Origin of the sequence: Chitinophaga silvisoli (genome assembly GCF_003412465.1) — a bacterium.
GTDB lineage: Bacteria > Bacteroidota > Bacteroidia > Chitinophagales > Chitinophagaceae > Chitinophaga > Chitinophaga silvisoli.
On record NZ_QTJV01000014.1, the window covers coordinates 42,543 to 68,330 of the forward strand.

Sequence of the window (25,788 nt, forward strand, 5' to 3'; positions counted from 1 at the left end):
AGATCAATAACCTGAATTTTGTGCTGCAATTCCCCCATCCGCCAATGAAGGATTATTATCTATCTCTGCCTGTGGTATAGGCAATAACTCATCCCTGTTCTTCCTGAAATAGCTAATCGGATCTGTCGAAAAATATCCCATCTTCCTCCACCTTAAAATATCCCGGTTCCGCACCTCTTCATCACCCAGCTCCACGCTTCGCTCATGCATAATGGCCTTTGTCACCTGGTCCTTGGAACTAACAGGGAATTGTGCTGTCGGGTAATGTGGCATGGCTACGGAAGGCCTGTCTCTCACCTGGTTCAGATAAGCCACAGCTCCCGCCTGATCGCCTGTTTCATTTGCACATTCTGCCAACATCAGCAAGACATCCGCATAGCGGATAATCCTTTGGTTATTGCCACCTGGATGGTAGGAAGCCGTTGACAAACTTTGCTTATAGATAAGCATGAACTTGCGCCAGCTGATCTTTTTAGTCACACCATTAACTGTAGAAGAGTTACCGTTTTGCATCGCATCTGTGAGCACATCCGCATCATTATTAAAGCGATCACCGGTTTCATACACCGTCCATTTATAACGGGGATCTGTTTTAGCAGCACCGGTGGCGGTATTTTCAAATTCATTCAGGAACTTATTAGACGGGATCAGGTTGCGCCATGCCAGCGGACAATATTCCTGGTTACGGATGGTAGATTGTGCATTGCCGGCACCATCACCGGTACCACCCCAGTCAAACGCGTTATCACCCTTGTCCACAAAGACAGCTTCCCAGATGGATTCTGCATTGAATTCTGTTTCTTCCAGGAAGTTATCGTTATAATTGTCTACCAGGCGATAAAGGTTTGAATTCACGACTTTTAACAAAGCGGCTTTCGCTGCTGCGTAATCACCCTTTTGCATGTACACCCTGCCCAGCAATGCATTGGCAGCACCCGAAGTGATCTTCCCCTGCTCAGCAGCGGAATAGCTTGCATTCAATATACCTGCAGCATCTGTCAGGTCTTTTATGATCTGGTCGTAAACAGCGGTTTCCGCAGCGCGGGCCTGGAATTGGTTGGATTGGCTCACCACCTGCGTGTAAATGGGTACAGGCCCCCATAAAGTGACGAGTTCAAAATAAGCCCATGCCCTGAAAAACTTGGCCTGTGCTACACACTGGTCCCGGAGCGCATCATTGTCAGTTACATTCGGCGCACTGCCTATTACCGTATTTGCACGATGTACAACGATGTAAAGGCCCTGCCACACAGCAGTCATGACTGAATTATCTGCCGTAGTCGCCCCGTTCAGGATCTGACCACGGGGTACTTCCAGCTGGCCGCCACCGGACGAGACATCATCACTGCGCAGGTCGTGCACGAAGAACCATTCGCGGCCTATGAGGGTACTGGCGTGGAAGGTGGAGTAAATGGCGTTGGTACCGCTTTGCAGCTCTGCACTGTTTTTAAAGTAATTATCCAGGGTCGCGTATCCCGGGTTCGTTTTGTCCAGGTCTTTGGTACAGCCTATGCCGCCGAGAAGCAGACAGGCGATGAATATGAATTTGTACATGTTTTATCGGTTTATGTGTGATTCAAGTGTAATACATTGAGTGTGTGTATGCAACCGGTAAGGGTGGTGATTCCCTAAAACCCTACCTGCAGCCCCACCTGGAATGACCGTGCAGACGGATACTGCCCATAATCAATCCCGTTCGTCAACGTAGTATTTTTAGACCCAATCTCCGGATCCCATCCTTTATACTTTGTAAACGTGAGCAGGTTCTGAGAAGCGATATACACCCTTACACTCTGTATATAGCGAATCGTATAATTATGCAGTGAGTAACCGATCATCAGGTTCTTCAATCGCAGGTAAGACCCATTCTCAATCCACCTGTCCGATACCCGCAGGTTCGAATTCGGATCCCCGCTAATTGCCCGGGGAATATCAGTATTCGTATGCTCCGGTGTCCAGGCATCCAGCACGGCTGTACCCGCGCCAAACAAGCGGGCCATGCCTTCACGCAATACCCGTGTTCCATTGAAGATCTTATTTCCCTGCACCCCCTGGAAGAATACAGAAAGATCAAAGTTGTGCCAGTTCGCATTATAGCTCAGGGAATAAGAATACTTAGGAATATAAGAGCCTAAGAATGTACGGTCTGCAGAGGTTATAGCGCCATCCCCATTCAGGTCCTTAAAACGGATATCACCAGGGGCGGTACTTTTGGCAGGATCAGTTCCGGGCAGCTGCACAGGCCCTTTATCTACCTCGGACTGGTTCTGGAAGATGCCATCAGTCACGTAACCATAAAATGACTGAATAGGTTGTCCGGCTACAGTGCGGGTCATATTGCCATTGCCAAAATCAGCATCGGAACCCGCATCGATGGTAGCATTCGGCGTATTAAGAGACAGGATCTTGTTCCTGATAAAACCAATGTTGCCTGTCACACTCCAGCTAAACTGCGTATGTCGCTGGTTATAGCCTACCTGCAGGTCCACCCCCGTATTCTTCATACTGGCGGCGTTAAGCTGGGAACCGGCCCCGCCATAACCAAAACTGAGCGGTGTAGGAATGGTAAGGATCAGGTTGTCTGTAAGGCGACGATACCATTCTGCTGTAAAGGTGATTTTATTGTCGAAGAGACCGAAGTCCAGTCCGATATTGACCTGCTTGGTCTTCTCCCATTCCAGGTTAGTGCTGGCCAGCAGGTTGTAATAAGAAGCGTTGCCGATAGAAATAGTGTTCCCAAATGGATAGGTTGCACCATTGGCCTGTACGACCGCCTGCCAGGGATATTCATTCGCCAGGATGGAGTTTTGCAATGCGGGGAAGATACCGATCGCATTCAAGCCAGTGATCCCCCAGCCACCACGGAGTTTCAGTTCTGAAACAGCGGTGACGGGTTTCATGAAAGGCTCCTGGTCTATTCGCCAGCCGGCAGAGAAAGAGGGAAAGCTCTGGAACTTTTTGCCGGGTGCCCATACGGACAATCCATCCCTGCGAATAGCAGCACTAAGCAGGTACTTGCTGCCAAATTCATAGTTCAGGCGGCCGATGTAAGACTGAATGAGTGTGGATGTCCTGGTTGAATAGGACGAGACGTTCGTAGCACCTACCAGGGTTTCAATATCATTGGTACTCTGGTTCCCTGTCTGGTTTTCCCCAAAATTACGGGCTGGTTGTCTTTCAAATACGGCAATAGCATTAAAGCGATGCCTGCCAAAAGTTTTATCGAAAGTCAGCTGTTCTGTATAGAGTAAAGTTGTTCTGTTAGCCCGCTGATCAGTGATCGTTGCAACGGTGGCATTACGGCCTTTATCGTTGTAGATCGGAGAGAACTCATGTTGATACTGGCCGGCATAATCAGCGCCGAATACAGAGCGGAAATTGAGCCATGGCGTGAAATTAACCTGGGCATAGACGGTACCCAAAAGTTTGAAGATCTGGCGATGAGCATTGCCTATTAATAGGGCATCTTCTACAGGGTTGGTCGGGTCTGCACCATCCACACTATTTTCTGCGTTGCGGAAACCACCCTGGGTAGTCGGATCATGAACTGGCAGATAGGGAAGTGAACGGATCACGTTGGCAAGACGGGTTCTGTTGCCCGAGGTATTGTCATAACGCTGATTGGAGTATGATACAAGCAGGTTCTCTCCTACTGTAAAGACGCTGCTGATATGGTGTTCTGAATTGAGGCGGAAATTACCTCTTTCATAGTTGACACCCTGCGTAATCCCGTCCTGTTTGAAGTAGCCGCCAGACATGTAGTAGGTGGATTTTGAATCCCCACCACTGACGGAAAGATTGCTTTGGGTGATCAGGCCTGTTTTGAAATATGCATCCTGCCAGTCGGTGTTTGTCTGGGCGTAGGTCTGGGTAGTGCCATCGTAAATGGGGGAATTCCAGTTTGCATCCTCAAGACGGGGAGGTTTGGCAATACCGGCGGCACCATTGAGCGCGCGTTCGTATTGTAGGTATTGTTGCGTATTGAGCAGGTCAATCTTTTTCCAGGCATTTTGAACGCCGGTGTAAGTATCGAGTCTGACCTGGGGTTTTGTGTTACTGCTGCCTTTTTTGGTAGTAATAATCACCACCCCGTTGGTGGCACGGGAACCATAGATGGCGGCGGCACTGGCATCTTTCAGGACTTCGACAGACAATACATCTTTGCTGTCAAAGCTGGTGAGATTGGAAGTAGGAAAACCATCTATTACATACAAGGGATCGGAAGCATAACTGATAGAGCTGATACCCCTGATCCTTACGATTGGGTCAGCACCGGGAGCGCCGTTGTTTGTGACAGTCACACCGGCCACGCGGCCCTGCAAGGCTTGCTGCACGCTGGCTACAGGCAGCTCATTCAGCGTCTTGCTATTGACGGAGGCAACGGACCCGGTAAGAGAAGATTTCTTTTGAATACCATAACCAATCACGACCATCTGGTCCAGGTTCTGGACATTTGAGGCGAGGGTGATGTTGTAGTTGGCGGTCTGACTCACGGTGAGTTCCTGCGTAATGAAACCGATGAAGGTAAATACCAGGGTTTCGCCATTGGCAGCGGCGATGCTGAAGGAGCCGTCGGGCGCGGTGACGGTACCACGATGGGTGTTTTTGATTGCGACGGAAACACCAGCCAGCGGAGTTTTAGCATCATCGGTGACTTTGCCTTTGATACTTTGCTGAGCCAGGGTCGTCAACGGAAACAGGAATAGCAGGAAGACGGGAACACATAAAGCCCTCTTCAATGCCAGTGGCAATGGGAAGTAATTCATAACGCTTGTGGGTTTAATAAAATAAATGAGGATGCGACAACGGATCGGGCCAACCAGGGTTTTCTTTCCGGCTACAATTTTTTCTAACGGGAATTGTCACATCAGATACGACGTGATGTAATTTAGGGAATTTTTGGGGTTAAATGTCGATTAGACACTATGATTTTTTTGAAATGCGCGAACTGCCAGTCAGGTCGCGCATTTCAGTATATTTATCCTACATAATGTGCTTTCAGGTATTGTTTTATCGGCGTAGGCTTCCTCCCCAGGATTCTCTCAAGGTCGGTTGTTACTACTTCAAAGTCTCCCTGCTTTATCGCAGCAGCAAAACCCGTACTGATCATAATGCCTATTTCAGGTACGCCTATTTCCTTCATATGTTTTTCAAATGCTACAGGGTCTGCATCCGTATAAGCAATATGTTTACCAGACACTTCTGACAACAATCCTGCTACATCTGCAAATGAATACAGCTGATCGCCGGTGAGCTGGTAAGTTTTGTTTTCATGCCCTTTATTTGTCATTACAACAGCTGCAGCATCGGCCAGGTCAGGACGGTAAACATAAGGTACTTTACCGGCACCTGCAGGATAATGAATACCAGTGTTCAGCGCCTGGTCGCCAATGTAGAAAGGAATCACTTCTGCATACAGGGTATTGCGAAGGAAGGTATAGGGAATACCACTCGCCTTAATATAGTCTTCTGTCTGGAAGTGAGATTCCATCAGGGCTTTCAATGGACTCACAGCGGCATCCTTCATAGTTACGCCGGTGTAAGCAATTTGTTTTACTCCTGCTCTTTTTGCTGCATCCACTACATTTGCATGTTCCTTCAGTCTCTCCATGGACATACCAGAGATAAGGATGACTTTTTCAATACCCTTCATAGCATTGTCCAGGGAGGCGATATCATTATAGTCCCCGATACGGATATTGAGGCCGAGTTTCTTCAGTTGATCCGCTTTTTGTTCAGATCTTACAAAAGCGGCAAGTTGGTTCGCAGGTACTTTCTTTAACAGGCTGTTGATGATAGCCGAGCCAAGATTTCCAGCTGCTCCGGTGATGAGTATCATATTCCAGTTTTTAAATTTATTTATCAAAATTAGCTGATGCGGTTTACAAATAGTAACCCATTACCTTATGGTAACTAGTTACTAATTTGTAACTGATTGTGAATGTTACTATTTTTGTCGCAAAATTTATAAACTTGAAAACAGATTTTCCCCAGGTTGCAAGCCCCGTCTTGACACCAGAGTGTCAGGCAATGATTATTGGGATTAGGGATACACAGGAGTTATTGAGTGGGAAATGGAAGACGGAGATTTTAGGTGCCTTGTATTATAGGGGGAAAATGCGGTTTATGGATTTGAAGCGGCAGTTGTCCGGGATAGCACCGAAGGTATTATCGAAGGAACTAAAGGACATGGAGATGAATCACCTGGTGAGCAGGACAGTATTGGATACAATGCCGATTACAGTAGAGTATGAGTTGACCTTACAGGGAAAGAGTCTGCACCCCGTGATTGAAGCGATGGCGAAGTGGGGAATTAATTACAGGAAACAGTTGTTTGAGCGATAAATGGGCTGACCGGGTCAGCCAATCCCTATTTCTTCCGCGGCCTGGTTAACAGGGAAAAAAACAAAGAAAGCACGAGGGCAACGGTGATAACCGGAGGTATTTTAGCCCATGTAAGTGGCGGTTCCATGATCCATTTATAAATAAGACCAATGACGATTGCAAAAATGAAAGTGATGATAAATGATCTCATGGCGCGAAATTAGAAAAAAATGTGCTGATCCCTCCAATATTTTAGGAGTGGGTACGGCAAGCTCCAAATGAACGATAGATTTATACATAAAGCTGCCTCTTAAAAGCGTCAAGTTCCCACAACATCAAAACTACAATAAAAAACCAGTCGTCATTTCGTTCGAATTGGTATCCATCCTACATGCTCCTTCAAATTGGTGACTTACATCACTTTTATTTAAGTGTCTGCGCCTGAATTTTGCATCAACAATGACGGCACCGGCGGACAGGCAGTCCGATTAGGGCGGAAGATTAAAAGTGCAGGTCCGGTGAGCACCAGGAGAAATAGGAGATTCTGATTATTAAGCATATATACAATGAAAACGAAATGGTTATTAGCTGCCTTACTTTTTATGAGCAGCGGTTTTTTAAAAGCACAAAAAATGAAAATTTTATTTGTAGTGACCAGTCATGCGACTAAAGGCAGCACCGGTGAGAAAACAGGCTACTATTTAGGAGAGGTATCTCATCCCTGGAAAGTATTGACTGATGCAGGATATGAAATTGACTTTGTGAGTCCGAAAGGCGGGAATCCACCGGTGGACGGGTTTGATCTGAATGATCCGGTGAATAAGGAGTTTTGGGAGAATGAGAAATACCAAAACAAGATTTCGCATAGTATGAAGCCTGCTGATGTTCATCCGGAGGAATATGCGGCGATCTATTATGCGGGTGGACATGGTGCCATGTGGGATTTACCGGAGAATAAGGAGTTAGCGACGATTGCTGCGAAGATTTATGAGGCGAAAGGGATCGTGGCGGCAGATTGTCACGGACCGGCCGGATTGCTGAATATTAAGCTGAGCAATGGACAATACCTGGTAGCAGGGAAAAAGGTGAATGGGTTTTCTAATGAGGAAGAGGAGATTGTAAAGTTGACTAAGGTGGTGCCTTTTTTGCTGGAAGATAAGTTGAAAGAGAGAGGTGGAATTTATGAGCAATCAGGCCCATGGCAGCAACATGTAACGGTAGACCAAAGGTTAATTACAGGACAGAACCCGCAGTCGGCGAAGGAAGTGGGCGAAGCGATCAGGGAAGCGCTGAAGACCCGGACAAAATAAATATCCTGCTTATGTATTAAAAAGAGGTGGTATCAAAGTAATCTGAAGGGCCTGAGAATGATATAAACAAAAATTCTCTCCGTCAGATACCCGGGTTAAATCCCGGGAGCTTACTTTGATATACCCTCTTTTTGCGTACGGGCCTTCTTTTTGTACTTTTACAAAATGGAATATGCCTCTATTTTACGCCAGCACATTGAAAACCTGGTACCACTTTCTGACGAAGCATTCGAGATCGTGCTCAATGGTTTCATACCTGTGTCCCTTTCTAAAAAGGAGTACCTGATCAAAGTGGGGCAAAAAGTGAGTGCAGAATATTTCGTTGTACAGGGTTGCCTGAAAACAGCTGCCTATGACGATGCTGACAAAGAGCACATCATTCAATTCGCTATGGAGAACTGGTGGGTATCTGACTACCCTGCGTATGCGAAACAAGGCAATGCAGACATGGATGTGCAGGCACTGGAAGATTGTTTTGTGCTGGCCTTAACCATGGAAGCGCGGGCGGAAATCGGCAGACAGGTGCCGCAAATGCTCATCTTCTGGGAAAGGAAGGCATTGGGTGGGTATGTGGCAACCCAGAAAAGAGTGCTTTCTTTACTAAGGAATTCAGCCAAAGAGAAATATGAATTGTTGTTAGACCAGTACCCGCAATTATTCCAGCGGGTACCGAAGAAAATGATCGCTCATTACCTGGGTGTATCCAGGGAGACGCTTAGTCGTTTACATAAATACGACTGATCCATTCCTTCATAATACCAATTAAAAACAGCAGTTCTTCATCTGTAATAATATAGGCAGGCATTACATACATTACCTTGCCGATAGGCCTTAACCAGGCATTGTTATTTATTGCAAAGTCACGGAATCCGGCCATCATGCTTTCCTCCTTCAATTCAATGGCACCAATAGCCCCTACGATCCTTTTATCGGCAATAGCGGGAGATTCAATTTTATCAAATTCAGACTGAATGACGGCATTAATTTGTGCGATGCGGGACAGGTAATGATCCCTTTCTATAATTTCTATGCTTTTCAGTGCGACGGTGGTAGCCAGGGGATTGCCCATGAAAGTCGGTCCATGCATCAGGGCCTTGTCGTAAGAATCACCCAGGAAACTATTGAAAATGCGGGTGCTTGCCATGGTAGCCGCGTGCCCCATATAACCTCCGGTCAGGGCCTTTCCAACAATCATAATATCAGGTGTGATGCCGGCATGCTCTGCGGCAAACAGCTTGCCTGTGCGGCCAAAGCCGGTAGCTACTTCGTCCAGCACGAGCAGTACCTCATATTTATCACAGAGTTCCCGGGCAACTTTTAGATATAAGGGAGAATAGATTCTAAAGCCCCCGGCACATTGTACAATGGGTTCGAGAATGAAGCAGGCAATTTCCGGCGCGTGTGCTTTGAGTAAATCTTCTAAAGCAGTAAAATCCTTTTGGAGTGTGGCAGCATCTGCATGAAATCCTCCGGTGGGAGTATCTAAGAAATACCCCCGGTGCAATACATCGGCAAAGGCACTGGAGAAATCGGAGTCATCTCCTACTTCCATGGCTTTGAATGTATCCCCATGATAACCGTTTCTGAGAGAGATAATTTTATGCTTGCCGGTATAACCGGTATTTTTCCAGAACTGTAAGGCCATCTTCAGGGCTACTTCTACGCCTACTGAGCCACTGTCAGAATAGAATACGTGGTTGAGGCCAGCGGGTGCAATGGCCACCAGTTTATCAGCCAGGGCCAGTGCAGGGGGATGTGATAAGCCACCGAGCATGACGTGCGAGAAATTGCTGACCTGGTGGATAAGTGCATGATTGAGTTCTGGATGATTGTACCCGTGAATCACTGCCCACCAGGAAGAAATACCGTCTGTGAGGATGCGGCCATCTTCCAGGATCATCTGCGTGCCCTGACCGGCGACCATGACAGGCACCTGCCCCAGGTCTTTCATCTGCTTGTATGGATACCATAATTTCATGGGCACAAATGTAATGTTTTAAAAATATGCGGGAAGTTGTTGAATGTATCCGTGTGGCAGAGGGGCGTTCAGGGAAATATTGCGCAATTTTAAGGCTTTGGAGTGGAGCCCCGGTGTTTGTTCCACTGCCGGCGCAGGCACTGGTTGCATAGGGCGCTTATAAGAAAGAAACAACACCTGCATAAATATTCAGAGCCCGGCATGAATACCGGGCTCATTGCTTAAACCTACAACTGCGTTACACATTTGTAACTATCAAAAAGGTATTACTGACAAATTCACATTGATATAAGGAGTGGTATCCACTTTCCCATCAAAGAAATAATGATTCGACTTTTGCCACCTTCCATATTGTCTGTACATCACCGGTGTCCACAGTCCTGCACTCAGCCCTAACAACAATAACTTATTCAATTTATAATCCACCGACGGGCCGGTCTTCAGATCAAGTAAGTTGAAATTCGAATTCCGTGGCACATTCGGAGATGTAATATTGAAGAAAGACACAGATGATACCAGCATAGTTCCAAAGCTGGCCCACATATTCTTATTCACCGTCTTCCTCAATGTCAGTTGCTGCGGGATAGTGATATTCAGGTCATACCCATTCGACAAGTTCTTCTGATAAACCATCAGCGGGATTACAGGCACACTTGAAGTAGGATCGATGATCACCTGCGCGCCCAGCATGAATGTGGTGGTGGCTGTTTTCTTTAACAGGAACATGCCATTCCCCATTACTGCGTATTTATTAATACCACCCCCATCGCCCGTCATTAATATCAAACTGGCTGAGGAGATGAACAGGCGACCAAACAAAGAATCAATTCTACGGTAGGCGGTAGTCAGGCCTACAGTATTTTTAGAAAGCCTGGGGTCTTTGATCTCCACTCCTTTGACATCAGAAAGGTCATAGTTTGTTCGTACATAATAAACCGTAGCAGTTACCATTCCACTCTTACCCCAGTTCTTCACAGGGAGATTGAGGAGTGCTTCTGTACGTCGCTGCGCAAAATCTCCGCTTAGGACATTTTTGCCCCTGAAATTTCCTTCCAGCTGGCCCCTGCTGATGAATGTAGTGGAGATCATGGCGGGTCTTAAATTCGGATTCTTTAATAAGGCATCCACAATGACGGCCTTTTTGACTGAATCGGCTATTCGGGCCCTGGTAAGGGAATCAATCCTGCGGTCTTTAATAGCTTTATTGTCCTGTGCAGGCACAATTGTCGTTTGATCGGCTGACAGGGAATCTACTCCCCGCGTTTTTACAAACGATGCTGCCAGACGGGCCCTTGACGGCGTATCCTGTGCATTCAGGACTGCAGGCCATACAAGCATGCAGATAAGACTACTAGCTATGAGCTTCATGGTATGCGGGTTGCTTTTTCTTTTGTAAACGTGTCTTCAGTTTATCAATAATGAGATACATGGCCGGCACTACGAATAAGGTCAGGATCATAGAACTGGTCAGACCCCCAATGATCACCCATGCCATCCCATTCTTGACCTCAGAGCCCGCTCCCCGGGCCAAAGCAATAGGCAACATCCCAAAGATCATAGCCAGTGTCGTCATCAGGATCGGGCGCAAACGCTCCTCTCCCGCTTCTACCAGTGCATCTTCTACTTTTGCACCTTTCTCTTTCAGATGGTTGGTGAAGTCCACGATCAGGATCGCATTCTTGGATACCAATCCTAACAACATAATGATACCAATAATTGAGAAGATATTTAAAGTCTCCATGCTCAGCGCAAGTGCCAGCAAGGCACCAATCAAAGCTACCGGAATAGAGAACAATACAACGAAGGGATAGATCACACTTTCATACAGCGCCACCATGATCAGGTATACCAGCAGGATCGCTGTGATTAATGCCAGTCCCAGGCTGCCAAATGCATCTCCCTGGTTCTTTACATCACCCAGGTATTCTATTGACACACCTTCAGGCAATTTTACTGCTGCTACTTTTTCTTTGATTTCATTGGCTACCGTACCAGTTGGTCTGCCGGCCACGTTCGCATTCACGGTGATGGAATTGAGCCTGTCGCTACGTTCCAGCACACTTTCACCCGTGGCTTCTTTTACTTCGGCGAACTGGCTCAGTACAAATGTCTGTCCGTCATTATTTGTGAATGAAAGGTTTCTTACGTTATTGATATCAGACCTGTTAAAGCGATCGAAACTGACAAGGATATTGTATTCATTCCCGGATTGTTTGAATTTGCTCTTGTCATTTCCACTGAATGCATTTTGCAATGCGCCACCTACCTGGCTCGCATTCAATCCCAACAAGGTCATCTTTTCTCGGTCCAGTTTTATCGTTATCTGTGGTTTTGGATCTTTTACAGAGAGCTGCACGAACTGTGTACCGGGAACGGTAGCTGTGAGCTTCATGTACTGTTCTGCCACACTCCGTACATCTTTCAGGTTTACACCCTTGACAGCGATCTGGATGGGCGCTGTACTGGCATTACCAGTAATGGAGGTCGGGGATGCTGTTACCTTCGCACCAGGTACGCTGGCAGTCAGCTCGCGCTGCATCATGATCCCGAATTCCTCGGCTGTCATGTTTCTTTTCTTTGCGTCTACAAGTGTTACTGTCAGCTCCGCGCGGTTACTGTTATTGCCTGTCCCTGCAACACCACCTGTCAGGAAGCCGATGCTGGAAAAGACCTTGTCTACTTCCGGTCTTGCCAGGATTTCCTTCTCTACCTGTTGGGTCAGCATATTGGTCTGGTAAATAGATGCGTCAGGGGATAGTTCCAGGTTGATCATCAGTTCGCCCTGGTCTCCGGAAGGAATGAAAGCAGCACCCACAAAGCCCTTCACAACCAGCATGATAGAACCAATAATCAAAATGATCACACCGGACAAGAGATAGCGCTTTTTATGCAGGGAGACCTTCAGGAGTTTACCGTAGTTCACCTTGATCACATCGATGATATGCTCAAAACCCAGGTTGAGTCTTCCCCACCAGGAGTCTTTGTTCAGGTGTTCGAGCCGGCCGAAGCGGCTGGCCAACATCGGCGTTACCGTGAAGGATACGAACAGGCTCATTAATGTAGAGATGACTACTACCAATGAGAACTCTCTTAAGATCATACCGATGATCCCTCCTGACATAGCCAGTGGCAGGAACACTACTACGTCCACGAGCGTAATCGCCATCGCTGTAAAGCCTATTTCATTTCGGCCATCCAGGGCAGCCTGTTTCCGGTCCGTTCCTGCTTCCAGGTGCCGGTAGATATTTTCCAGTACCACAATAGAGTCATCCACGAGGATCCCTACTACCAGCGAAAGGGCCATCAGCGTCATCAGGTTCAGCGAGAACCCCATCAGGTACATGGCTATGAAGGTGGGAATCATGGAGGATGGCAATGCCACCATCACAAACATAGAACTACGGAAGCTATGCAGGAAGGCCAGCATCACGATACCTACGATGAACACTGCCAGGATCAGATCTTCCATAACCGCATCCGCAGAGCGTAAGGTATAGGTAGACTGGTCAGAGGAGATGGTGAATTTTACCTTGCTGTCTTTATATTGCTCTTCCAGGGTAGTGAATGCTTTCTTGACATCGCGGCTTACATTCACGGTGTTTGCATCTGACTGCTTTACGATCTGGATACCGATGGAGGGCAGGCCATTGATGTGGTTGATAGCGGTTGCCTTTGCAGTCGCATCTACTACTTCGGCCACATCTTTTAAATAGACGCTGCCGGCACCGGGGCGTTGTACTACGATCAGATCGCGGATCTGTGCGACAGAGGTCACGTTTGCATCGTACTGGATCGTTACCTGCTGGTTCTTCGTTTCGATGCTACCGGCAGGGAATGACTGGTTCGCGTAGTTTACTGCATCTGTAACCTGTGTAATAGTAATACCGTAGGCATTCAGTTTATTCTGGTCTACGTTTACCTGGATCTCACGTTCGTCTCCACCGATGATGTTTACCTGTCCTACACCAGCCACGTTTTGTAAGATGGGGCGTAGTTGTTTATCAACCAGGTCGTACAGTGCACGGGGAGCGAGGGCCGAAGTGACACCGGCTTTCACTACCGGCGCTTCTTCCAGGTTTACTTTATTGACCAGGGGCTTATCGATATCCTTTGGAAGGTCGTTCTGTGCCTGATCAGCTTTACGCTGAATATTAGCTTCTGCCTCGTCGATATCGGTACCGCTTTTGAAGGAGATGACTACCTGTGATACACCTTCCTGGGATTTGGAAGTGATCTTATCCAATCCTTCCACAGATGCGAAGGCATCTTCCAGTTTCTTTGTGACGGATGATTCCACTTCAGAAGCGGAGGCACCTGCGTAGACAGTGCTGACTGTTACAGTCGGCACTTCCATTTTTGGCAGCAGGTTATAATTCAGGCTATGATAACATTCCAGTCCGAAAAGGATCAGCACCGTAAATATTACAATGATTAATAGAGGCCGTTTTACGGCAATTTCTGCTATTGACATGAGGCGCTTTTTTATTTTGATACAGTGACTGGAGTACCATCTTTCAGGTTGATCTGACCGGAAGTAACTATTGTGTCACCTGCCTGTAAACCACTGATAACCTGCATCATCCCTCCCATTTCGCTACCGGTCTGAATGGATTGCAGATGTGCGATGCTGTTCTTAACCACATATACAGCAGCGTTCTTCGCGCTTTCTGTCAGCGCTTCTCTTGGGATCACGAGAAGTTGTTCCTGTGTCTTCTTTGAGAAGTCTGCGTATACGAATGTACCGGAGCGGAGGATGGACTGGGTAGTATTGTCGGTCATGATTTCCACCAGGTAATTGTGTGTCTGGTCGGCCTGCGGACTAATGAAACTGATGGTTCCGGAGAATGCTTTACCTGGGTATACATCGGTGGTGATCTTTACTTTCTGGCCGATTGTAACCTTGTATACTTCTGCTTCGGTAAGGTTCACCTGCACCTTTGCTTTATTCAGGTTTACGATGGTAGCGATCTCTGTACCTGCGTTTACAAATACACCCTGTTCCACAGGTTTAGCACTGATAATACCACTGGTAGGCGCTTTGATGGCGGCATCAGACAGTTTTTTACGGGCCTGTTCTACCTGGTTAAGGGCGGATTGGTAGTTGTTTTTGATTTCGTTCACTTTCTCCTGTGTGGCTGCTTTACCTTTCAGGAGTTCGGTGTATGTATCGAGGTCGTTCCGGAGTTTGGCAGCATCGGTTTCTGCTTTCTGCAGTTCCAGTTGTGCCTGACGTGTATCCGTAATGGCGAGTAGCTGGTCCTGTTTTACCTGGTCGCCCAGTTCAAAACGCACTTGGGTGAGGGTACCAGCAGTCATGGCTACGGCTTTTGCTTCTTTGAAGGGCGCTATGTTACCGGTTTTTATGATATTGATTTCCAGCAGCTGTTCGGTGGCTACTGCTACCTTTACTGGAATCTGTACCTGGGTCACGGGAGCCTGTTTATTTTTTTCATTCAGCTTTTTCTTATTGACAGCCAGTTTGTAAACGATCAATCCGATGATCAGGATAACGACTAAACTTACGATGTACTTCGTTTTCATATTGCTATTTATAGAGCCAGGTAAAAGGTCTTGAGTGAACCACCCGCTTTTTCGAGATCGATGCGGGCGAGAAAGAAATTATATATGGAGCTTAGGTAATTGTTCTGTGCTTCCCTGAGAGAGTTCTGGGCATTGAGCCAGTCGGTCATGTCCGTTGTACCTTTCTGGTATTGCAGGTTAGTCGTATTGAACACAGATTGCGCCAGTTCTATATTACGCCGGTTGTTGTCCATATTTCCCTGTTCCTGTATCACTTTGGTCCGGGCGTTCTGGTACTCCAATGCGTATTTACCTTCATCTATTTTTAGTTGTTCGATCGCATTCAGGTGTTTGTATTTTGCCTGTGCGGATTGCGCATTGCGCTTATAGAAGTCAAGAATGGGAATACTGAGTTTGATACCAATGGCAGAATAAGTGGCCAGTGATTTGAAGGATTCATTCAGGTTGTCTCCATAGCCAATGGCACCATAGCGGGCATAAGCAGTGAGTCTTGGATAGATCCCATTGCGCAGGCGGAGCTCATCAATTGCCAGCAGTTTCTCATTGACCTGGGAGATGCGGAAGTCCAGCCGGTTAGCAGCAGAAAAGGTGCTGGCATCGGGTGTTGCAATAGCCAGGCTATTGAAGGCTTTTGCTGCTTCCAGACTGTCAACCATGATGGTATCTGTAAGCGGGTAACCCATTTCATATTTGAGCTGGTTGTATGAGAGGGTCAGGTTGCTTTCGGCTACGTGTATTTTAGAAACCGTATTGTTGAAGTCAACTGTTACCTTATCCAGTTCTTTCTGCAGAACGGTTCCTTTGGTTACCTGCAGACGGGTGATGTCCATCTGTTCATGGTAGTTGTCCAGGTTGGTATGCAGCAGTGATAACTGTTCCCTGTACACGAAGATCTGGGCAAAGGCGTTGCTGATATTATAAATGATCGTCTCGTTGTTTTGCTGTACGTTCAGTTCGGCGGATTCCTTATTGTATTTGTTTGCCTTCAGGCCTGTGAGCAGGGACTGGTCGAAGATCGTCTGGTCCAGCTGCGCCATAGGATTGGTATTGAACTTCTTGGTAAAGGCGACACGAATATCATGGTCTCCGAAGATCCCGGCAGGGATCACAGTTTCCTGTACTTTCAGGTTATCGTCTATAGAGCCCTGGATGTTGACACTGGGCAGGTAAGCGGCCAGTGCTTCGCGGGCTTTGGCATCTGCAGCTTTCTTTTCATTGGCATAAACAACATTGCTACGGTGGTTTTTTAAGCCGTATTCAATGCAGCTCTTCAGTGTCCAGTTGTTCTGGGCATAAGAAGTACCAGTGATCAGGATCAGTACTGCAATAAGTAGTTTTTTCTTCTTCATATAACTATGCAATGAGACAAAACTACCTACTACATTCCCGCCATTAATTTAAATATGAATGAATGGAACAAATAAGTAAATGAAATGTGCAAAATGGGAAATGAAGTGTCATAGCTCTATCCAGCGCAGGAAGTCCTGTGCTTTCAGGCGGCTGACGATGATTTTCTCCGGGGTTTTACAGTTTGTCTTGATTATCAACCTGCGATTGAAGTAGTGCTCGATATCGGTGATGCTTTCACGGTGGAGGATGAATTGTCGGTTGGCCCGGAAGAAGTCATTGCGGTTCAACATGTTCTCCAGTTGGTCGATGGTATATTGAATGGTATAGTCCTGACCGTTGCGCGTATGGAGGGTGACCACACCATTCGCAGCATGAATGAAGGCCAGATCGGCGACTTTGACGGGGACCATCTTTTCCCGGTAGTGCACGAGGATGGTTTGGCGATATGCGCTTTCCACCTGGGTCATCGCTTTATTCAGGCTTTGCTGGTAGGTATTGAAATGGTCTTTGATGCGGTGGTATTTCTTCAGACTACGTTCTACGACTGCTTCTTCCAGTGGTTTGAGGATGTAGTCGATACTATTGGATTCAAACGATTGGATAGCGTATTGGTCAAAGGCGGTGCAGAAGATAATGGGGGCATTGACAGCTACTTCACGATAGATTTCAAAGCAGAGGCCATCGCCTAACTGGATATCAGAGAATATAAGATCTGGTGCGGGGTTTTCCCTGAACCAGCGAATGGCGGAGGCTACAGAAGGCAATACTCCCAGGATGCGGATTTCGCTGTCAATGCTGGTGAGAATGTCTTGTAGTTCTCTGGCTGTTTTACGCTCGTCTTCAATGATAATAACGTTCATGGGTAGTCTCTTCAGTGATAATAGCGGTCGTGACTAATAACAGGTAAATGTACAGTAAAACTTTCTGTCGTATTTTCTATCGTGATCTGTTTGTCAAACAATAATAAAAAACGTTCATTGATATTCTGTAGCCCTAACCTGGTACTCTCTACGGGGAACTTTTTGGGCTGCAGGGTATTCCTAACTGTGAGGGTTTCATTTTCAATAAAAATGTCTATCAGCAGGGGCAATTCCGGGGAGAGCGCATTGTGCTTGATCGCATTTTCGATCAGGAGCTGGATGGCTAAAGGTGGGATCAGGTAATTGTAATACCGCTCGGGAATATTGATCTGTACTTTCAGATCGCCTTCGAAGCGCTGGTAAAGAATGTATAAATAGGAGTCGATAAAGTTCAGTTCATCCGCGAGTTTGGTCACCTGGTGTTCGTTGATGCTGAGCAGGTAACGATATACGTGAGAGAGCTGCACTACAAAGTCTTTGGTCCCCTTATCGTGGGCGATGTGCTTGAGCGTACTGAGTGAATTGAACAGGAAATGAGGGCTGATCTGCTGTTGTAAAGAGAGCAGCTGTGCACGGAGATGTGCCTGCTTGAGATGTTCATTTTCCAGCTGTGCTTTTTGCAGCATGATGCTGACAGTGAGCGAACTCCATACGATGTGGCAAATCATACTGACAAAAAATGCACCGATAAGAAGGCGCAAAAAATCAGCATAGGTATGGCGAAATACCAGATCCGGGAACATGTACTGGTGTGGTGTCATGATCACCGACAGATAATTGAGACCAAATGCGGCCAACATTGCTGCCGCTATCCTGACAATAGGTCGGAGTTGTTTGCTCACTCCCTGGGGCTCGTGTAACCTGAGATAACCATGTGTCATCCAGGAACAGAATATAGTGGCGGATACCATGGAAAAATATTCCAGGAAGGCCCTGAAATTGTGGATGTTAAAATCGTTTAGTCTCATCAGGATTGTTCCGCCGGAAAGGATCATGATCATGATGAAACACCACTTTAACTGATAAGCGTGTGACATCCGCAAATGTACATACAAAATGAGGTTATAGGGGATTTATCGTTTCAAATGCGCATATTGGGGAGTGAAGTGCGCAAAGAGAGGGCGTGAAATGAAACCGGATGACCCTTACCTCATTCTTCCTGACATTTATTGGTTATACTGTTCATCTGTTACCTGCTCCATCCAGTCAACCGGGGAACCGTTTAATTTTTCCTGTATGGCAATGTGGCTCATACCTGTGGTAGCAGTAGCACCATGCCAGTGTTTTTCGCCGGGGGCAAACCAGACTACATCACCAGGATGAATATCTTCCCGGGCACCGCCCTCTTTTTGTACCCAGCCGCTACCGGCAGTCACGATCAGTGTCTGCCCCAATGGGTGAGTATGCCATGCTGTACGGGCACCGGGTTCAAAAGTAACCAGGGCCATTGCTACGCGGGCAGGATCAGGAGGATTGTTTAACGGATCGATTCTTACTGACCCGGTAAAGTAATCTTCCGGGCCTTTTCCTGATGGCTGACTGCCAGTTCTTATTATTTCCATGTTATGCAAACAGTTAATTCGGGTACAAAGTTATGGCAGCGCCTGAAAAGGAAGTGTCCTGATTCAAACAGATCATTAAGGAAATCAAATAATTTGGAACTATTTTGGAGCGATTTCCCTTGTTGGCTGGAGAAAATCAAATAATCAGCCCGCCTAAACAAGTTTAATCATTTGTTTAAATCAATATTTTAACTTTACCTTTGTAGTATCATGGACGATAAGAGCATTTCAACGGAAGAAAAGATAAAAGCAGCCGCCAGGACTATTTTCACCAGAAAAGGGTATGCTGCGACCAAGACCCGTGACATTGCAGAAGAAGCCGGGATGAACCTGGCCTTGTTGAATTATTACTTCCGCAGCAAGGAAAAGCTGTTTGAGATCATCATGGCCGAAAACCTGAAAAAGTTATTTGGCATACTGGCTCCGATCCTGAACGATCAGAGCAAGACACTTGATGAGAAGCTTTCCTCCGTGGCCAGGGGCTATATTGATATGCTATTCCAGAATCCGGACCTGCCCTTATTTGTGTTGAGTGAACTGAGGCAAAACCCCGGCTGGCTGCGCGAGACCCTGAACGTGGATAATTATGTGCTCGGTTCTCACCTCATGGTCCAGTTACAGGAGAAAAAGAAAGATATCAACCCGATACAATTCCTGATCTCATTCCTGGGGATGCTGATCTTTCCCTTTGCCGCCAGACCCATACTACAGGGAACCGCAGCGATCAACGATGATCAGTACAATCAGCTGATGGAAGAACGTAAGAAGCTGATTCCCATGTGGATGAAATGCATGCTTGAATAAGCTGCATTTTTTTTGCCCTTGTATTAATCATTTGATTAAATAATGTGTTTAAATATGAGATACTACCTCCTGCTTCTTTTGTTTTCGCTGCCTGCAAGGGGACAACTCACGCTGCCTGAGTGCTACCGGCTGGCGGAGCAACATTACCCGCTCACCAAAAGGTATGACCTGATCAGCAAAGCGGCGGCTTATACTATCGACAACCTGCAGAAAGGATACCTGCCGCAGTTCTCTGTCAATGCCCAGGCAACTTATCAGTCTGCCGTGACACAGGTCCCCATCAGTATCCCCGGTGTGAACATCCCCACGATGAATAAGGACCAGTATAAGGCCACTGTGCAGCTGGACCAGGTCATCTATGACGGCGGCGAAATTGCGAAGCAACAAGCGCTCCAGAAGAGCAATGAAGCAGTTTCCCGTCAGCAGCTACAGGCAGACCTCTATGCGCTGAAAGACCGCATTAACCAGCTCTATTTTGGCATCCTGCTGGCCGATGAACAACTGAAACAAAATGACCTGCTGCTGGAGGACCTGAAACTAGGCCTCAAAAAGACGCAGGCGGCACTGGATAATGGAACGGCATTCCGGAGTAATGCGGATCTGATTAATGCAGAAATCCTGGCCACCGAACAGCATAATATCGAGCTTGCCAATAGCCGGGAGGCCTATGCAAAAATGCTGTCATTATTTATCGGTATCCCGGTCAGCAATGTAGAGAAACCTGCCGCGCTTACGCTCAGTGACAGCATTCATCGTCCTGAACTCCTCTCCTTCGATGCGCAGGCAAAATCGCTGTTGTTACAGGATCAGTTGCTGACTATCGGCACCCGGCCTAAACTAGGCTTCTTTATACAGGGGGGCTATGGTCGCCCGGGTTTGAATATGCTGGACAACAGTTTCCAGGCTTATTATATGGGAGGCATTCGCCTGAGCTGGTCGCCTTCCAGTTTTTATACCCTCAAAAAAAAGCGGGCATTACTTGTGGTAAACCAACAGGAAATAGCGGTACAAAAAGAAACCTTCCTGTTTAATACCGCCATGTCCGTACAACAGGCATCTGCTGCCGTAAATAAATATCAGCAACTGATGGCATCAGACGATGCGATTATCAAACTACGCACCCAGGTGAAAACCGCCGCTATTGCCCAACTGGAAAATGGTGTAATCACCGGCAACGATTTCCTGAAAGAAGTGAATGACGAGAATCTGGCCAGACAAAATAAGTCCCTGCATGAAATGCAATGGTTGCTTTCACAATATAATCAACAAACGACTACAGGTAATTTATGAAAACACAATTAACTATACTGCTGCTTGCTGCCGCTACTATCACTGCCTGCAATAAAAAAGAAGCAGCATACGACGCATCCGGTACCTTCGAAGCCGTTGAGACCATCGTGTCCGCAGAGGCTTCCGGCAATATCAGATCCCTGGAGCTGGAAGAAGGACAGGTATTGAAAGCCGGGCAGGTAGTAGGATACATTGACAGCATTCAACTCATCCTGAAGAAAAAACAATTACAGGCACAAATTAGTGCAGTACTCAGCGGCCGCCCTGATATTGCTGCGCAGACAGCTGCTTTGCAGGAACAACTGAGACAGGCTGAAAGAGAAAGAGACCGTACGGAGAACCTGCTCAAAGCAGATGCAGCTACCCGTAAGCAACTGGATGATGCTGTATCCCAGGTAGCTATTGTTAAAAAACAAATCGCTGCGACTCAATCTTCGCTCGGCATCACCACCACAAACCTGAAAGACCAGGCAGCACCCCTGCAGGCACAGATCCAGCAAATAGATGACCAGCTGGATAAGTGCAGGCTTACCAACCCGGTTGATGGTACGGTACTGACCAAGTATGCCGAAGCAGGCGAGGTAACCAGTCCGGGCAAAGCCGTGTATAAGATTGCCGCCCTGAATACCATCATCTTAAGGGCTTATCTCACAGGTGACCAATTGCCACAGGTGAAAACAGGTCAAACCGTAAAAGTGCTGGTCGATGATACGAGGGATGCCTATAAAACCTATACCGGTACCATCGAATGGATCAGCAATAAAGCGGAATTCACCCCCAAAACGATTCAAACCAAAGATGAAAGAGCCAATCTTGTTTATGCTATCAAAGTACGCATTAACAATGACGGTTATCTGAAAATCGGCATGTACGGAGAGGTAAAATTATAAACATGGATGCTGTAATTGTCAATCACCTGCGGAAGGTGTACCAGGATAAAACAGCGGTGGATGATGTATCCTTTGCTGTAAAAAAAGGAGAACTCTTTGGACTGATAGGCCCGGATGGCGCAGGTAAGACCAGTATCTTCAGAATGCTGACCACCCTGCTCCTGCCCGATGCCGGAAGCGCTACTGTAGACGGATATGATGTGGTAAAAGACTACAAAGCTATCCGTAACCTGGCGGGATATATGCCTGGTAAGTTTTCCCTGTACCAGGATCTGACAGTGGAAGAGAATATCAATTTCTTTGCAACAGTATTCAAGACAACCGTTGCAAAGAATTACGACCTGATTAAGGATATCTATATACAAATAGCGCCTTTCAAAAAAAGAAGAGCCGGTAAACTTTCCGGTGGCATGAAGCAAAAGCTTGCCTTGTGCTGTGCCTTGATTCACCGGCCATCAGTACTGTTCCTGGATGAGCCTACAACTGGTGTGGACCCTGTATCCAGGAAGGAATTCTGGGAGATGCTGCGTAAACTGAAAGAACAGGAGATCACCATTATTGTATCCACCCCCTATATGGATGAAGCGGATCTGTGTGACAGGATAGCCTTAATCCAGGATGGGAAAATATTGTCTATCGATACGCCCAACGCAGTTGTTGCTGCTTTCCCCGATAAATTATATGCGGTAAAAGCAGACCAGATGCACCGGTTATTGAAAGCCCTGCAGGCCTCTCCGCTTGTAAAGGACAGCTATGCTTTTGGTGAATATGCACATGTAACTTTCGAAGGAGACCTGGAGCAGGAGCTAGCCAAACAGGGGCTTACAGGCATAGAACTACAAACGACACCTGTCACTATTGAGGACTGTTTTATTAAACTCTTAAAAGAAAAACAGTGATCGAAACTAATAAACTAAGTAAACGATTCGGCGATTTCATTGCGACCAATGAAATTACGTTTGAAGTAGACAAAGGTGAGATCTTCGGGTTTCTCGGTGCAAACGGAGCCGGTAAAACAACTGCTATGCGCATGCTCTGCGGACTCTCTACGCCAAGTTCAGGCACTGCGACCATTGCCGGTTTTGATATCTACAAACAAACCGAGCAGATAAAGAAAAACATCGGTTACATGAGTCAGAAATTTTCTCTCTACGAAGACCTGACCGTGACTGAGAACATCCGCTTTTTCGGCGGCATTTATGGCCTGAGCAATCAACAGCTCAAAACCAAGAGTCAGCAACTCATTCATGACCTGGGTCTTGAAAAAGAGGCAAAGAAACTGGTCGGTGCCCTCCCCTTAGGCTGGAAACAGAAGCTTTCTTTTTCGATCGCGGTACTGCATGAGCCGAAGATTGTGTTCCTGGATGAACCTACTGGTGGTGTAGACCCCATTACCCGCAGACAGTTCTGGAACCTGATTTATGATGCGGCAGACAGGGGTGTGACCGTATTCGTGACTACCCACTACATGGATGAAGCGGAATACTGTAACCGCATTTCTATCATGGTGGATGGTCGTATCAAGGCCCTGGATACACCACGTAATCTGAAGAACAGTTTTCATGCTGCCAGCATGGATGAAGTCTTTTACGCACTGGCCCGCGGTGCAAAACGTAGTGAATGATATGAAACAACTTTATATTTTTATCAGGAAAGAATTTGCCCATGTACTGAGAGACCGGAAGACGCTCCTGATCCTTTTTGGTTTGCCTGTCGTACAGATTCTCATCTTTGGCTTTGCCCTGACAAACGAGGTCCGGAATGCAAAGATTGTGATTTATGATCAGGCACAGGATGTGGCTTCGCAACAGCTGATCAGCAAGATTGAGGCGAGCAGGTATTTTGATATTGCCTATGCGGTCATGGACCGGGCAGGCATTGAGGCCGCGTTCAAAAAAGGCGATATCAGGCTGGCGGTGATCTTCCCACAGGGGTTTAATAATGACCTGCTGCATACGCATCATGCGCAGATCCAGGTAGTTGCAGATGCGGCGGATCCAAATACTGCCACCACACTGACGAGTTATATTACCTCAATTATACAGGACTATACAGCTGCGCAGGAGCCTTACCAGATAACACCGCAGATCAGGTTCCTGTACAATCCGCAGTTGAAGGGTGCGCCAAACTTTGTACCTGGTGTGATGTCGCTGGTACTGATGCTGGTGTGTGTAATGATGACAGCCGTGTCTATCGTGCGCGAAAAAGAGACTGGTACGATGGAAGTGTTGCTGGTATCTCCTTTCAGTCCGCTGATGGTGATTATCTCCAAGGCAATTCCTTACCTCTTATTATCCCTGATCAATGTAACGACTATTTTATTACTCAGCACTTTTGTACTAAAATTGCCCATCAACGGGAGTATTCCTTTACTCTTTGCAGAAAGTACTTTATTCATTATCACCTGTCTCACGCTGGGTATATTTATCTCTGTGAAGACAAATTCCCAGCAGGTAGCCATGCTCATTTCCCTGATGGGGATGATGCTGCCTACCATCCTCTTTAGCGGCTTTATGTTCCCGGTGGAGAACATGCCCCTCCCCTTGCAGCTGATCAGCAATATCGTACCGTCTAAATGGTATTACAATATCGTAAAGGCGATTATGATCAAGGGACTGGGATTTTCTGCCATCTGGAAAGAGACACTGATCCTGGTGGGGATTACAGTAATATTATTATTCGTGAGCTTTAAAAGTTTTAAAATCAGGCTATCATGAGAACGATCCGGTTTTTATTACAAAAGGAATTCAGGCAGATTTTCCGAAATCGTTCCATCCTGGTAATGGTCCTGGTGATGCCTGTGATGCAGTTATTCATCCTGCCATTGGCCGCAAATTATGAAGTAAAGAATATCAACCTGGCGATTATTGATAATGACCATTCTTCTTATTCGCAGAAACTGATCAGTAAGATCACGGCTTCAGGCTACTTCAGGCTTACCGGCTATGTATTTTCTTATAAAGAAGCCCTGCATTTGATTGAGGAGGACAAGGCGGATTTGCTCCTGGAAATTCCACATGGGTTCGAAAAGAATCTCGTGAAAGACAATCATGAACAGCTATTTGTTGCGGTCAATGCCATCAATGGTACCAAAGCCAACCTGGGCGGGGTATACCTGAGCAGTGTGATCCGGGACGAAAATAACGAGATCCGCTTACAGCTGGTGGAACCGGCGCGTTTTCAAGCGCAGCCGGGCGTAGAGATTACGACTTCCAACTGGTTCAATCCTTACCTCGATTACCATTTATTTATGGTACCGGGCATCCTTGCTGTACTTGTAACAATGATTGGTGGTTTCCTGACTGCGCTGAATATTGTAAAAGAAAAGGAAGTGGGTACCATTGAGCAGATCAATGTTACGCCGATTAAGAAACATCACTTTATCCTGGGCAAGCTGATTCCATTCTGGGTATTGGGCAATGTGGTATTTACCCTTGGATTGGTGGTAGCCAGGCTTGCCTATGGTATAATGCCGGCAGGCAGCATCCTGTTGCTCTATGGTTTTGTATGGGTATACCTGCTGGCTGTATTGGGTTTTGGTTTGCTGGTGTCTACTTATTGCGATACACAACAGCAGGCCATGTTCATCATGTTCTTCTTCATTATGATCTTCATATTGATGGGGGGCTTATTTACCCCAATCGATAGTATGCCCGACTGGGCGCAGGTAGTGACCAGGTTCAACCCTGTCAGTTACCTGATAGATGTCATGCGCATGATTGTACTGAAAGGAAGTGGCATAAGAGATGTGCTGCCCAGGCTGGGCGTGATATTACTCTTCGCTTTGGTATTGAATACCTGGGCTGTGCTGAACTATCGGAAGACCAGTTAGAAGGACCCGGGAATGCTGGTTGGGAATAAATGCAAAACCAACATACA

The 25,788-nt window shown here is 46.7% G+C and carries 21 protein-coding genes; 10 read left to right on the top strand and 11 right to left on the bottom strand.

The genetic code is table 11. The annotated features are described in order from the left end of the window. Positions 1–3: 3 nt before the first annotated feature. The 3 genes from DXN04_RS28725 to DXN04_RS28735 form a co-directional block, all read right to left on the bottom strand. A complete protein-coding gene (locus DXN04_RS28725) occupies positions 4–1,554 on the bottom strand; it encodes a RagB/SusD family nutrient uptake outer membrane protein (RefSeq protein WP_116856872.1) in 1,551 nt (516 codons plus the stop codon). Positions 1,555–1,628: 74 nt separating this feature from the next. Next, positions 1,629–4,766, bottom strand: a complete 3,138-nt coding sequence (locus tag DXN04_RS28730; RefSeq protein WP_116856873.1) for a SusC/RagA family TonB-linked outer membrane protein — start codon at positions 4,764–4,766, stop codon at positions 1,629–1,631. A 212-nt stretch (positions 4,767–4,978) separates the two neighbouring features. Beyond that, positions 4,979–5,839 (bottom strand): SDR family oxidoreductase, encoded by an 861-nt coding sequence (locus tag DXN04_RS28735; RefSeq protein WP_116856970.1) that lies wholly within the window; start codon positions 5,837–5,839, stop codon positions 4,979–4,981. 134 nt (positions 5,840–5,973) lie between these two features. Between DXN04_RS28735 and DXN04_RS28740 the strand changes: the two genes are divergently transcribed. From DXN04_RS28740 to DXN04_RS28750, 3 genes are all read left to right on the top strand, one after another. Further along, the gene (locus tag DXN04_RS28740; RefSeq protein WP_233525709.1) at positions 5,974–6,345 is read left to right on the top strand and encodes a winged helix-turn-helix transcriptional regulator; all 372 of its coding nucleotides are present in this window, start codon (positions 5,974–5,976) and stop codon (positions 6,343–6,345) included. A gap of 611 nt (positions 6,346–6,956) precedes the next feature. Beyond that, positions 6,957–7,634 carry a type 1 glutamine amidotransferase domain-containing protein gene (locus tag DXN04_RS28745; RefSeq protein ID WP_199415159.1) on the top strand — a complete coding sequence of 226 codons (678 nt, stop codon included), beginning with the start codon at positions 6,957–6,959 and terminating at the stop codon, positions 7,632–7,634. A gap of 165 nt (positions 7,635–7,799) precedes the next feature. Further along, positions 7,800–8,375: a Crp/Fnr family transcriptional regulator gene (locus DXN04_RS28750; protein ID WP_116856875.1), complete on the top strand. Its 576-nt coding sequence runs from the start codon at positions 7,800–7,802 to the stop codon at positions 8,373–8,375. Here the strand turns inward: DXN04_RS28750 and bioA are convergent. From bioA to DXN04_RS28790, 8 genes are all read right to left on the bottom strand, one after another. Continuing rightward, a complete protein-coding gene (gene bioA, locus DXN04_RS28755) occupies positions 8,350–9,612 on the bottom strand; it encodes an adenosylmethionine--8-amino-7-oxononanoate transaminase (RefSeq protein ID WP_116856876.1) in 1,263 nt (420 codons plus the stop codon). The genes DXN04_RS28750 and bioA overlap by 26 nt on opposite strands. A gap of 255 nt (positions 9,613–9,867) precedes the next feature. Further along, complete coding sequence (locus DXN04_RS28760) at positions 9,868–10,980, bottom strand: DUF6268 family outer membrane beta-barrel protein (RefSeq protein WP_147320092.1); 1,113 nt, start codon at positions 10,978–10,980, stop codon at positions 9,868–9,870. Then, positions 10,964–14,083, bottom strand: a complete 3,120-nt coding sequence (locus DXN04_RS28765; RefSeq protein ID WP_116856878.1) for an efflux RND transporter permease subunit — start codon at positions 14,081–14,083, stop codon at positions 10,964–10,966. The genes DXN04_RS28760 and DXN04_RS28765 overlap by 17 nt, the downstream gene beginning before the upstream one ends. 11 nt (positions 14,084–14,094) lie before the next feature. After that, complete coding sequence (locus DXN04_RS28770) at positions 14,095–15,153, bottom strand: efflux RND transporter periplasmic adaptor subunit (protein ID WP_116856879.1); 1,059 nt, start codon at positions 15,151–15,153, stop codon at positions 14,095–14,097. 8 nt (positions 15,154–15,161) lie between these two features. Next, on the bottom strand, positions 15,162–16,502 hold the full coding sequence (locus tag DXN04_RS28775; protein ID WP_116856880.1) for a TolC family protein: 1,341 nt from the start codon (positions 16,500–16,502) through the stop codon (positions 15,162–15,164). 108 nt (positions 16,503–16,610) lie between these two features. Continuing rightward, positions 16,611–17,363 carry a LytR/AlgR family response regulator transcription factor gene (locus DXN04_RS28780; RefSeq protein WP_116856881.1) on the bottom strand — a complete coding sequence of 251 codons (753 nt, stop codon included), beginning with the start codon at positions 17,361–17,363 and terminating at the stop codon, positions 16,611–16,613. Positions 17,364–17,374: 11 nt separating this feature from the next. Continuing rightward, complete coding sequence (locus DXN04_RS28785) at positions 17,375–18,364, bottom strand: sensor histidine kinase (RefSeq protein WP_158569214.1); 990 nt, start codon at positions 18,362–18,364, stop codon at positions 17,375–17,377. 165 nt (positions 18,365–18,529) lie between these two features. Then, positions 18,530–18,925, bottom strand: coding sequence for a (R)-mandelonitrile lyase (locus DXN04_RS28790; protein WP_116856883.1), 396 nt, complete (start codon positions 18,923–18,925; stop codon positions 18,530–18,532). Between the two features lie 210 nt (positions 18,926–19,135). On the opposite strand from DXN04_RS28790, the gene DXN04_RS28795 reads away from it, so the two are divergent. Genes DXN04_RS28795 through DXN04_RS28825 form a run of 7 tightly spaced genes read left to right on the top strand, consistent with a single transcriptional unit; the run spans position 19,136 to position 25,741 of the window. Next, complete coding sequence (locus tag DXN04_RS28795; protein ID WP_116856884.1) at positions 19,136–19,729, top strand: TetR/AcrR family transcriptional regulator; 594 nt, start codon at positions 19,136–19,138, stop codon at positions 19,727–19,729. Between the two features lie 54 nt (positions 19,730–19,783). After that, positions 19,784–21,019: a TolC family protein gene (locus tag DXN04_RS28800; RefSeq protein ID WP_116856885.1), complete on the top strand. Its 1,236-nt coding sequence runs from the start codon at positions 19,784–19,786 to the stop codon at positions 21,017–21,019. Then, positions 21,016–21,909 (top strand): HlyD family secretion protein, encoded by an 894-nt coding sequence (locus DXN04_RS28805; protein WP_116856886.1) that lies wholly within the window; start codon positions 21,016–21,018, stop codon positions 21,907–21,909. The genes DXN04_RS28800 and DXN04_RS28805 overlap by 4 nt, the downstream gene beginning before the upstream one ends. A 2-nt stretch (positions 21,910–21,911) precedes the next feature. Further along, the gene (locus DXN04_RS28810) at positions 21,912–22,808 is read left to right on the top strand and encodes an ABC transporter ATP-binding protein (protein WP_116856887.1); all 897 of its coding nucleotides are present in this window, start codon (positions 21,912–21,914) and stop codon (positions 22,806–22,808) included. Next, a complete protein-coding gene (locus DXN04_RS28815; protein ID WP_116856888.1) occupies positions 22,805–23,533 on the top strand; it encodes an ABC transporter ATP-binding protein in 729 nt (242 codons plus the stop codon). Before DXN04_RS28810 ends, DXN04_RS28815 begins: the two co-directional genes overlap by 4 nt. A 1-nt stretch (position 23,534) precedes the next feature. Continuing rightward, positions 23,535–24,626 (top strand): ABC transporter permease, encoded by a 1,092-nt coding sequence (locus DXN04_RS28820; RefSeq protein ID WP_116856889.1) that lies wholly within the window; start codon positions 23,535–23,537, stop codon positions 24,624–24,626. Further along, positions 24,623–25,741 carry an ABC transporter permease gene (locus tag DXN04_RS28825; protein WP_116856890.1) on the top strand — a complete coding sequence of 373 codons (1,119 nt, stop codon included), beginning with the start codon at positions 24,623–24,625 and terminating at the stop codon, positions 25,739–25,741. The genes DXN04_RS28820 and DXN04_RS28825 overlap by 4 nt, the downstream gene beginning before the upstream one ends. The last annotated feature ends 47 nt before the right edge of the window (positions 25,742–25,788 follow it).

Bases quoted from the DNA above. Each gene is read 5' to 3' on its own strand.
- DXN04_RS28770 (WP_116856879.1), bottom strand. From the start codon at position 15,153: ATGAAAACGAAGTACATCGTAAGTTTAGTCGTTATCCTGATCATCGGA.
- DXN04_RS28820 (WP_116856889.1), top strand. From the start codon at position 23,535: ATGAAACAACTTTATATTTTTATCAGGAAAGAATTTGCCCATGTACTG.
- bioA (WP_116856876.1), bottom strand. From the start codon at position 9,612: ATGAAATTATGGTATCCATACAAGCAGATGAAAGACCTGGGGCAGGTG.
- DXN04_RS28735 (WP_116856970.1), bottom strand. From the start codon at position 5,839: ATGATACTCATCACCGGAGCAGCTGGAAATCTTGGCTCGGCTATCATC.
- DXN04_RS28795 (WP_116856884.1), top strand. From the start codon at position 19,136: ATGGACGATAAGAGCATTTCAACGGAAGAAAAGATAAAAGCAGCCGCC.
- DXN04_RS28765 (WP_116856878.1), bottom strand. From the start codon at position 14,083: ATGTCAATAGCAGAAATTGCCGTAAAACGGCCTCTATTAATCATTGTA.
- DXN04_RS28760 (WP_147320092.1), bottom strand. From the start codon at position 10,980: ATGAAGCTCATAGCTAGTAGTCTTATCTGCATGCTTGTATGGCCTGCA.
- DXN04_RS28750 (WP_116856875.1), top strand. From the start codon at position 7,800: ATGGAATATGCCTCTATTTTACGCCAGCACATTGAAAACCTGGTACCA.
- DXN04_RS28745 (WP_199415159.1), top strand. From the start codon at position 6,957: ATGAAAATTTTATTTGTAGTGACCAGTCATGCGACTAAAGGCAGCACC.
- DXN04_RS28805 (WP_116856886.1), top strand. From the start codon at position 21,016: ATGAAAACACAATTAACTATACTGCTGCTTGCTGCCGCTACTATCACT.
- DXN04_RS28790 (WP_116856883.1), bottom strand. From the start codon at position 18,925: ATGGAAATAATAAGAACTGGCAGTCAGCCATCAGGAAAAGGCCCGGAA.
- DXN04_RS28800 (WP_116856885.1), top strand. From the start codon at position 19,784: ATGAGATACTACCTCCTGCTTCTTTTGTTTTCGCTGCCTGCAAGGGGA.
- DXN04_RS28780 (WP_116856881.1), bottom strand. From the start codon at position 17,363: ATGAACGTTATTATCATTGAAGACGAGCGTAAAACAGCCAGAGAACTA.
- DXN04_RS28810 (WP_116856887.1), top strand. From the start codon at position 21,912: ATGGATGCTGTAATTGTCAATCACCTGCGGAAGGTGTACCAGGATAAA.
- DXN04_RS28775 (WP_116856880.1), bottom strand. From the start codon at position 16,502: ATGAAGAAGAAAAAACTACTTATTGCAGTACTGATCCTGATCACTGGT.
- DXN04_RS28785 (WP_158569214.1), bottom strand. From the start codon at position 18,364: ATGATCATGATCCTTTCCGGCGGAACAATCCTGATGAGACTAAACGAT.
- DXN04_RS28730 (WP_116856873.1), bottom strand. From the start codon at position 4,766: ATGAATTACTTCCCATTGCCACTGGCATTGAAGAGGGCTTTATGTGTT.
- DXN04_RS28725 (WP_116856872.1), bottom strand. From the start codon at position 1,554: ATGTACAAATTCATATTCATCGCCTGTCTGCTTCTCGGCGGCATAGGC.
- DXN04_RS28825 (WP_116856890.1), top strand. From the start codon at position 24,623: ATGAGAACGATCCGGTTTTTATTACAAAAGGAATTCAGGCAGATTTTC.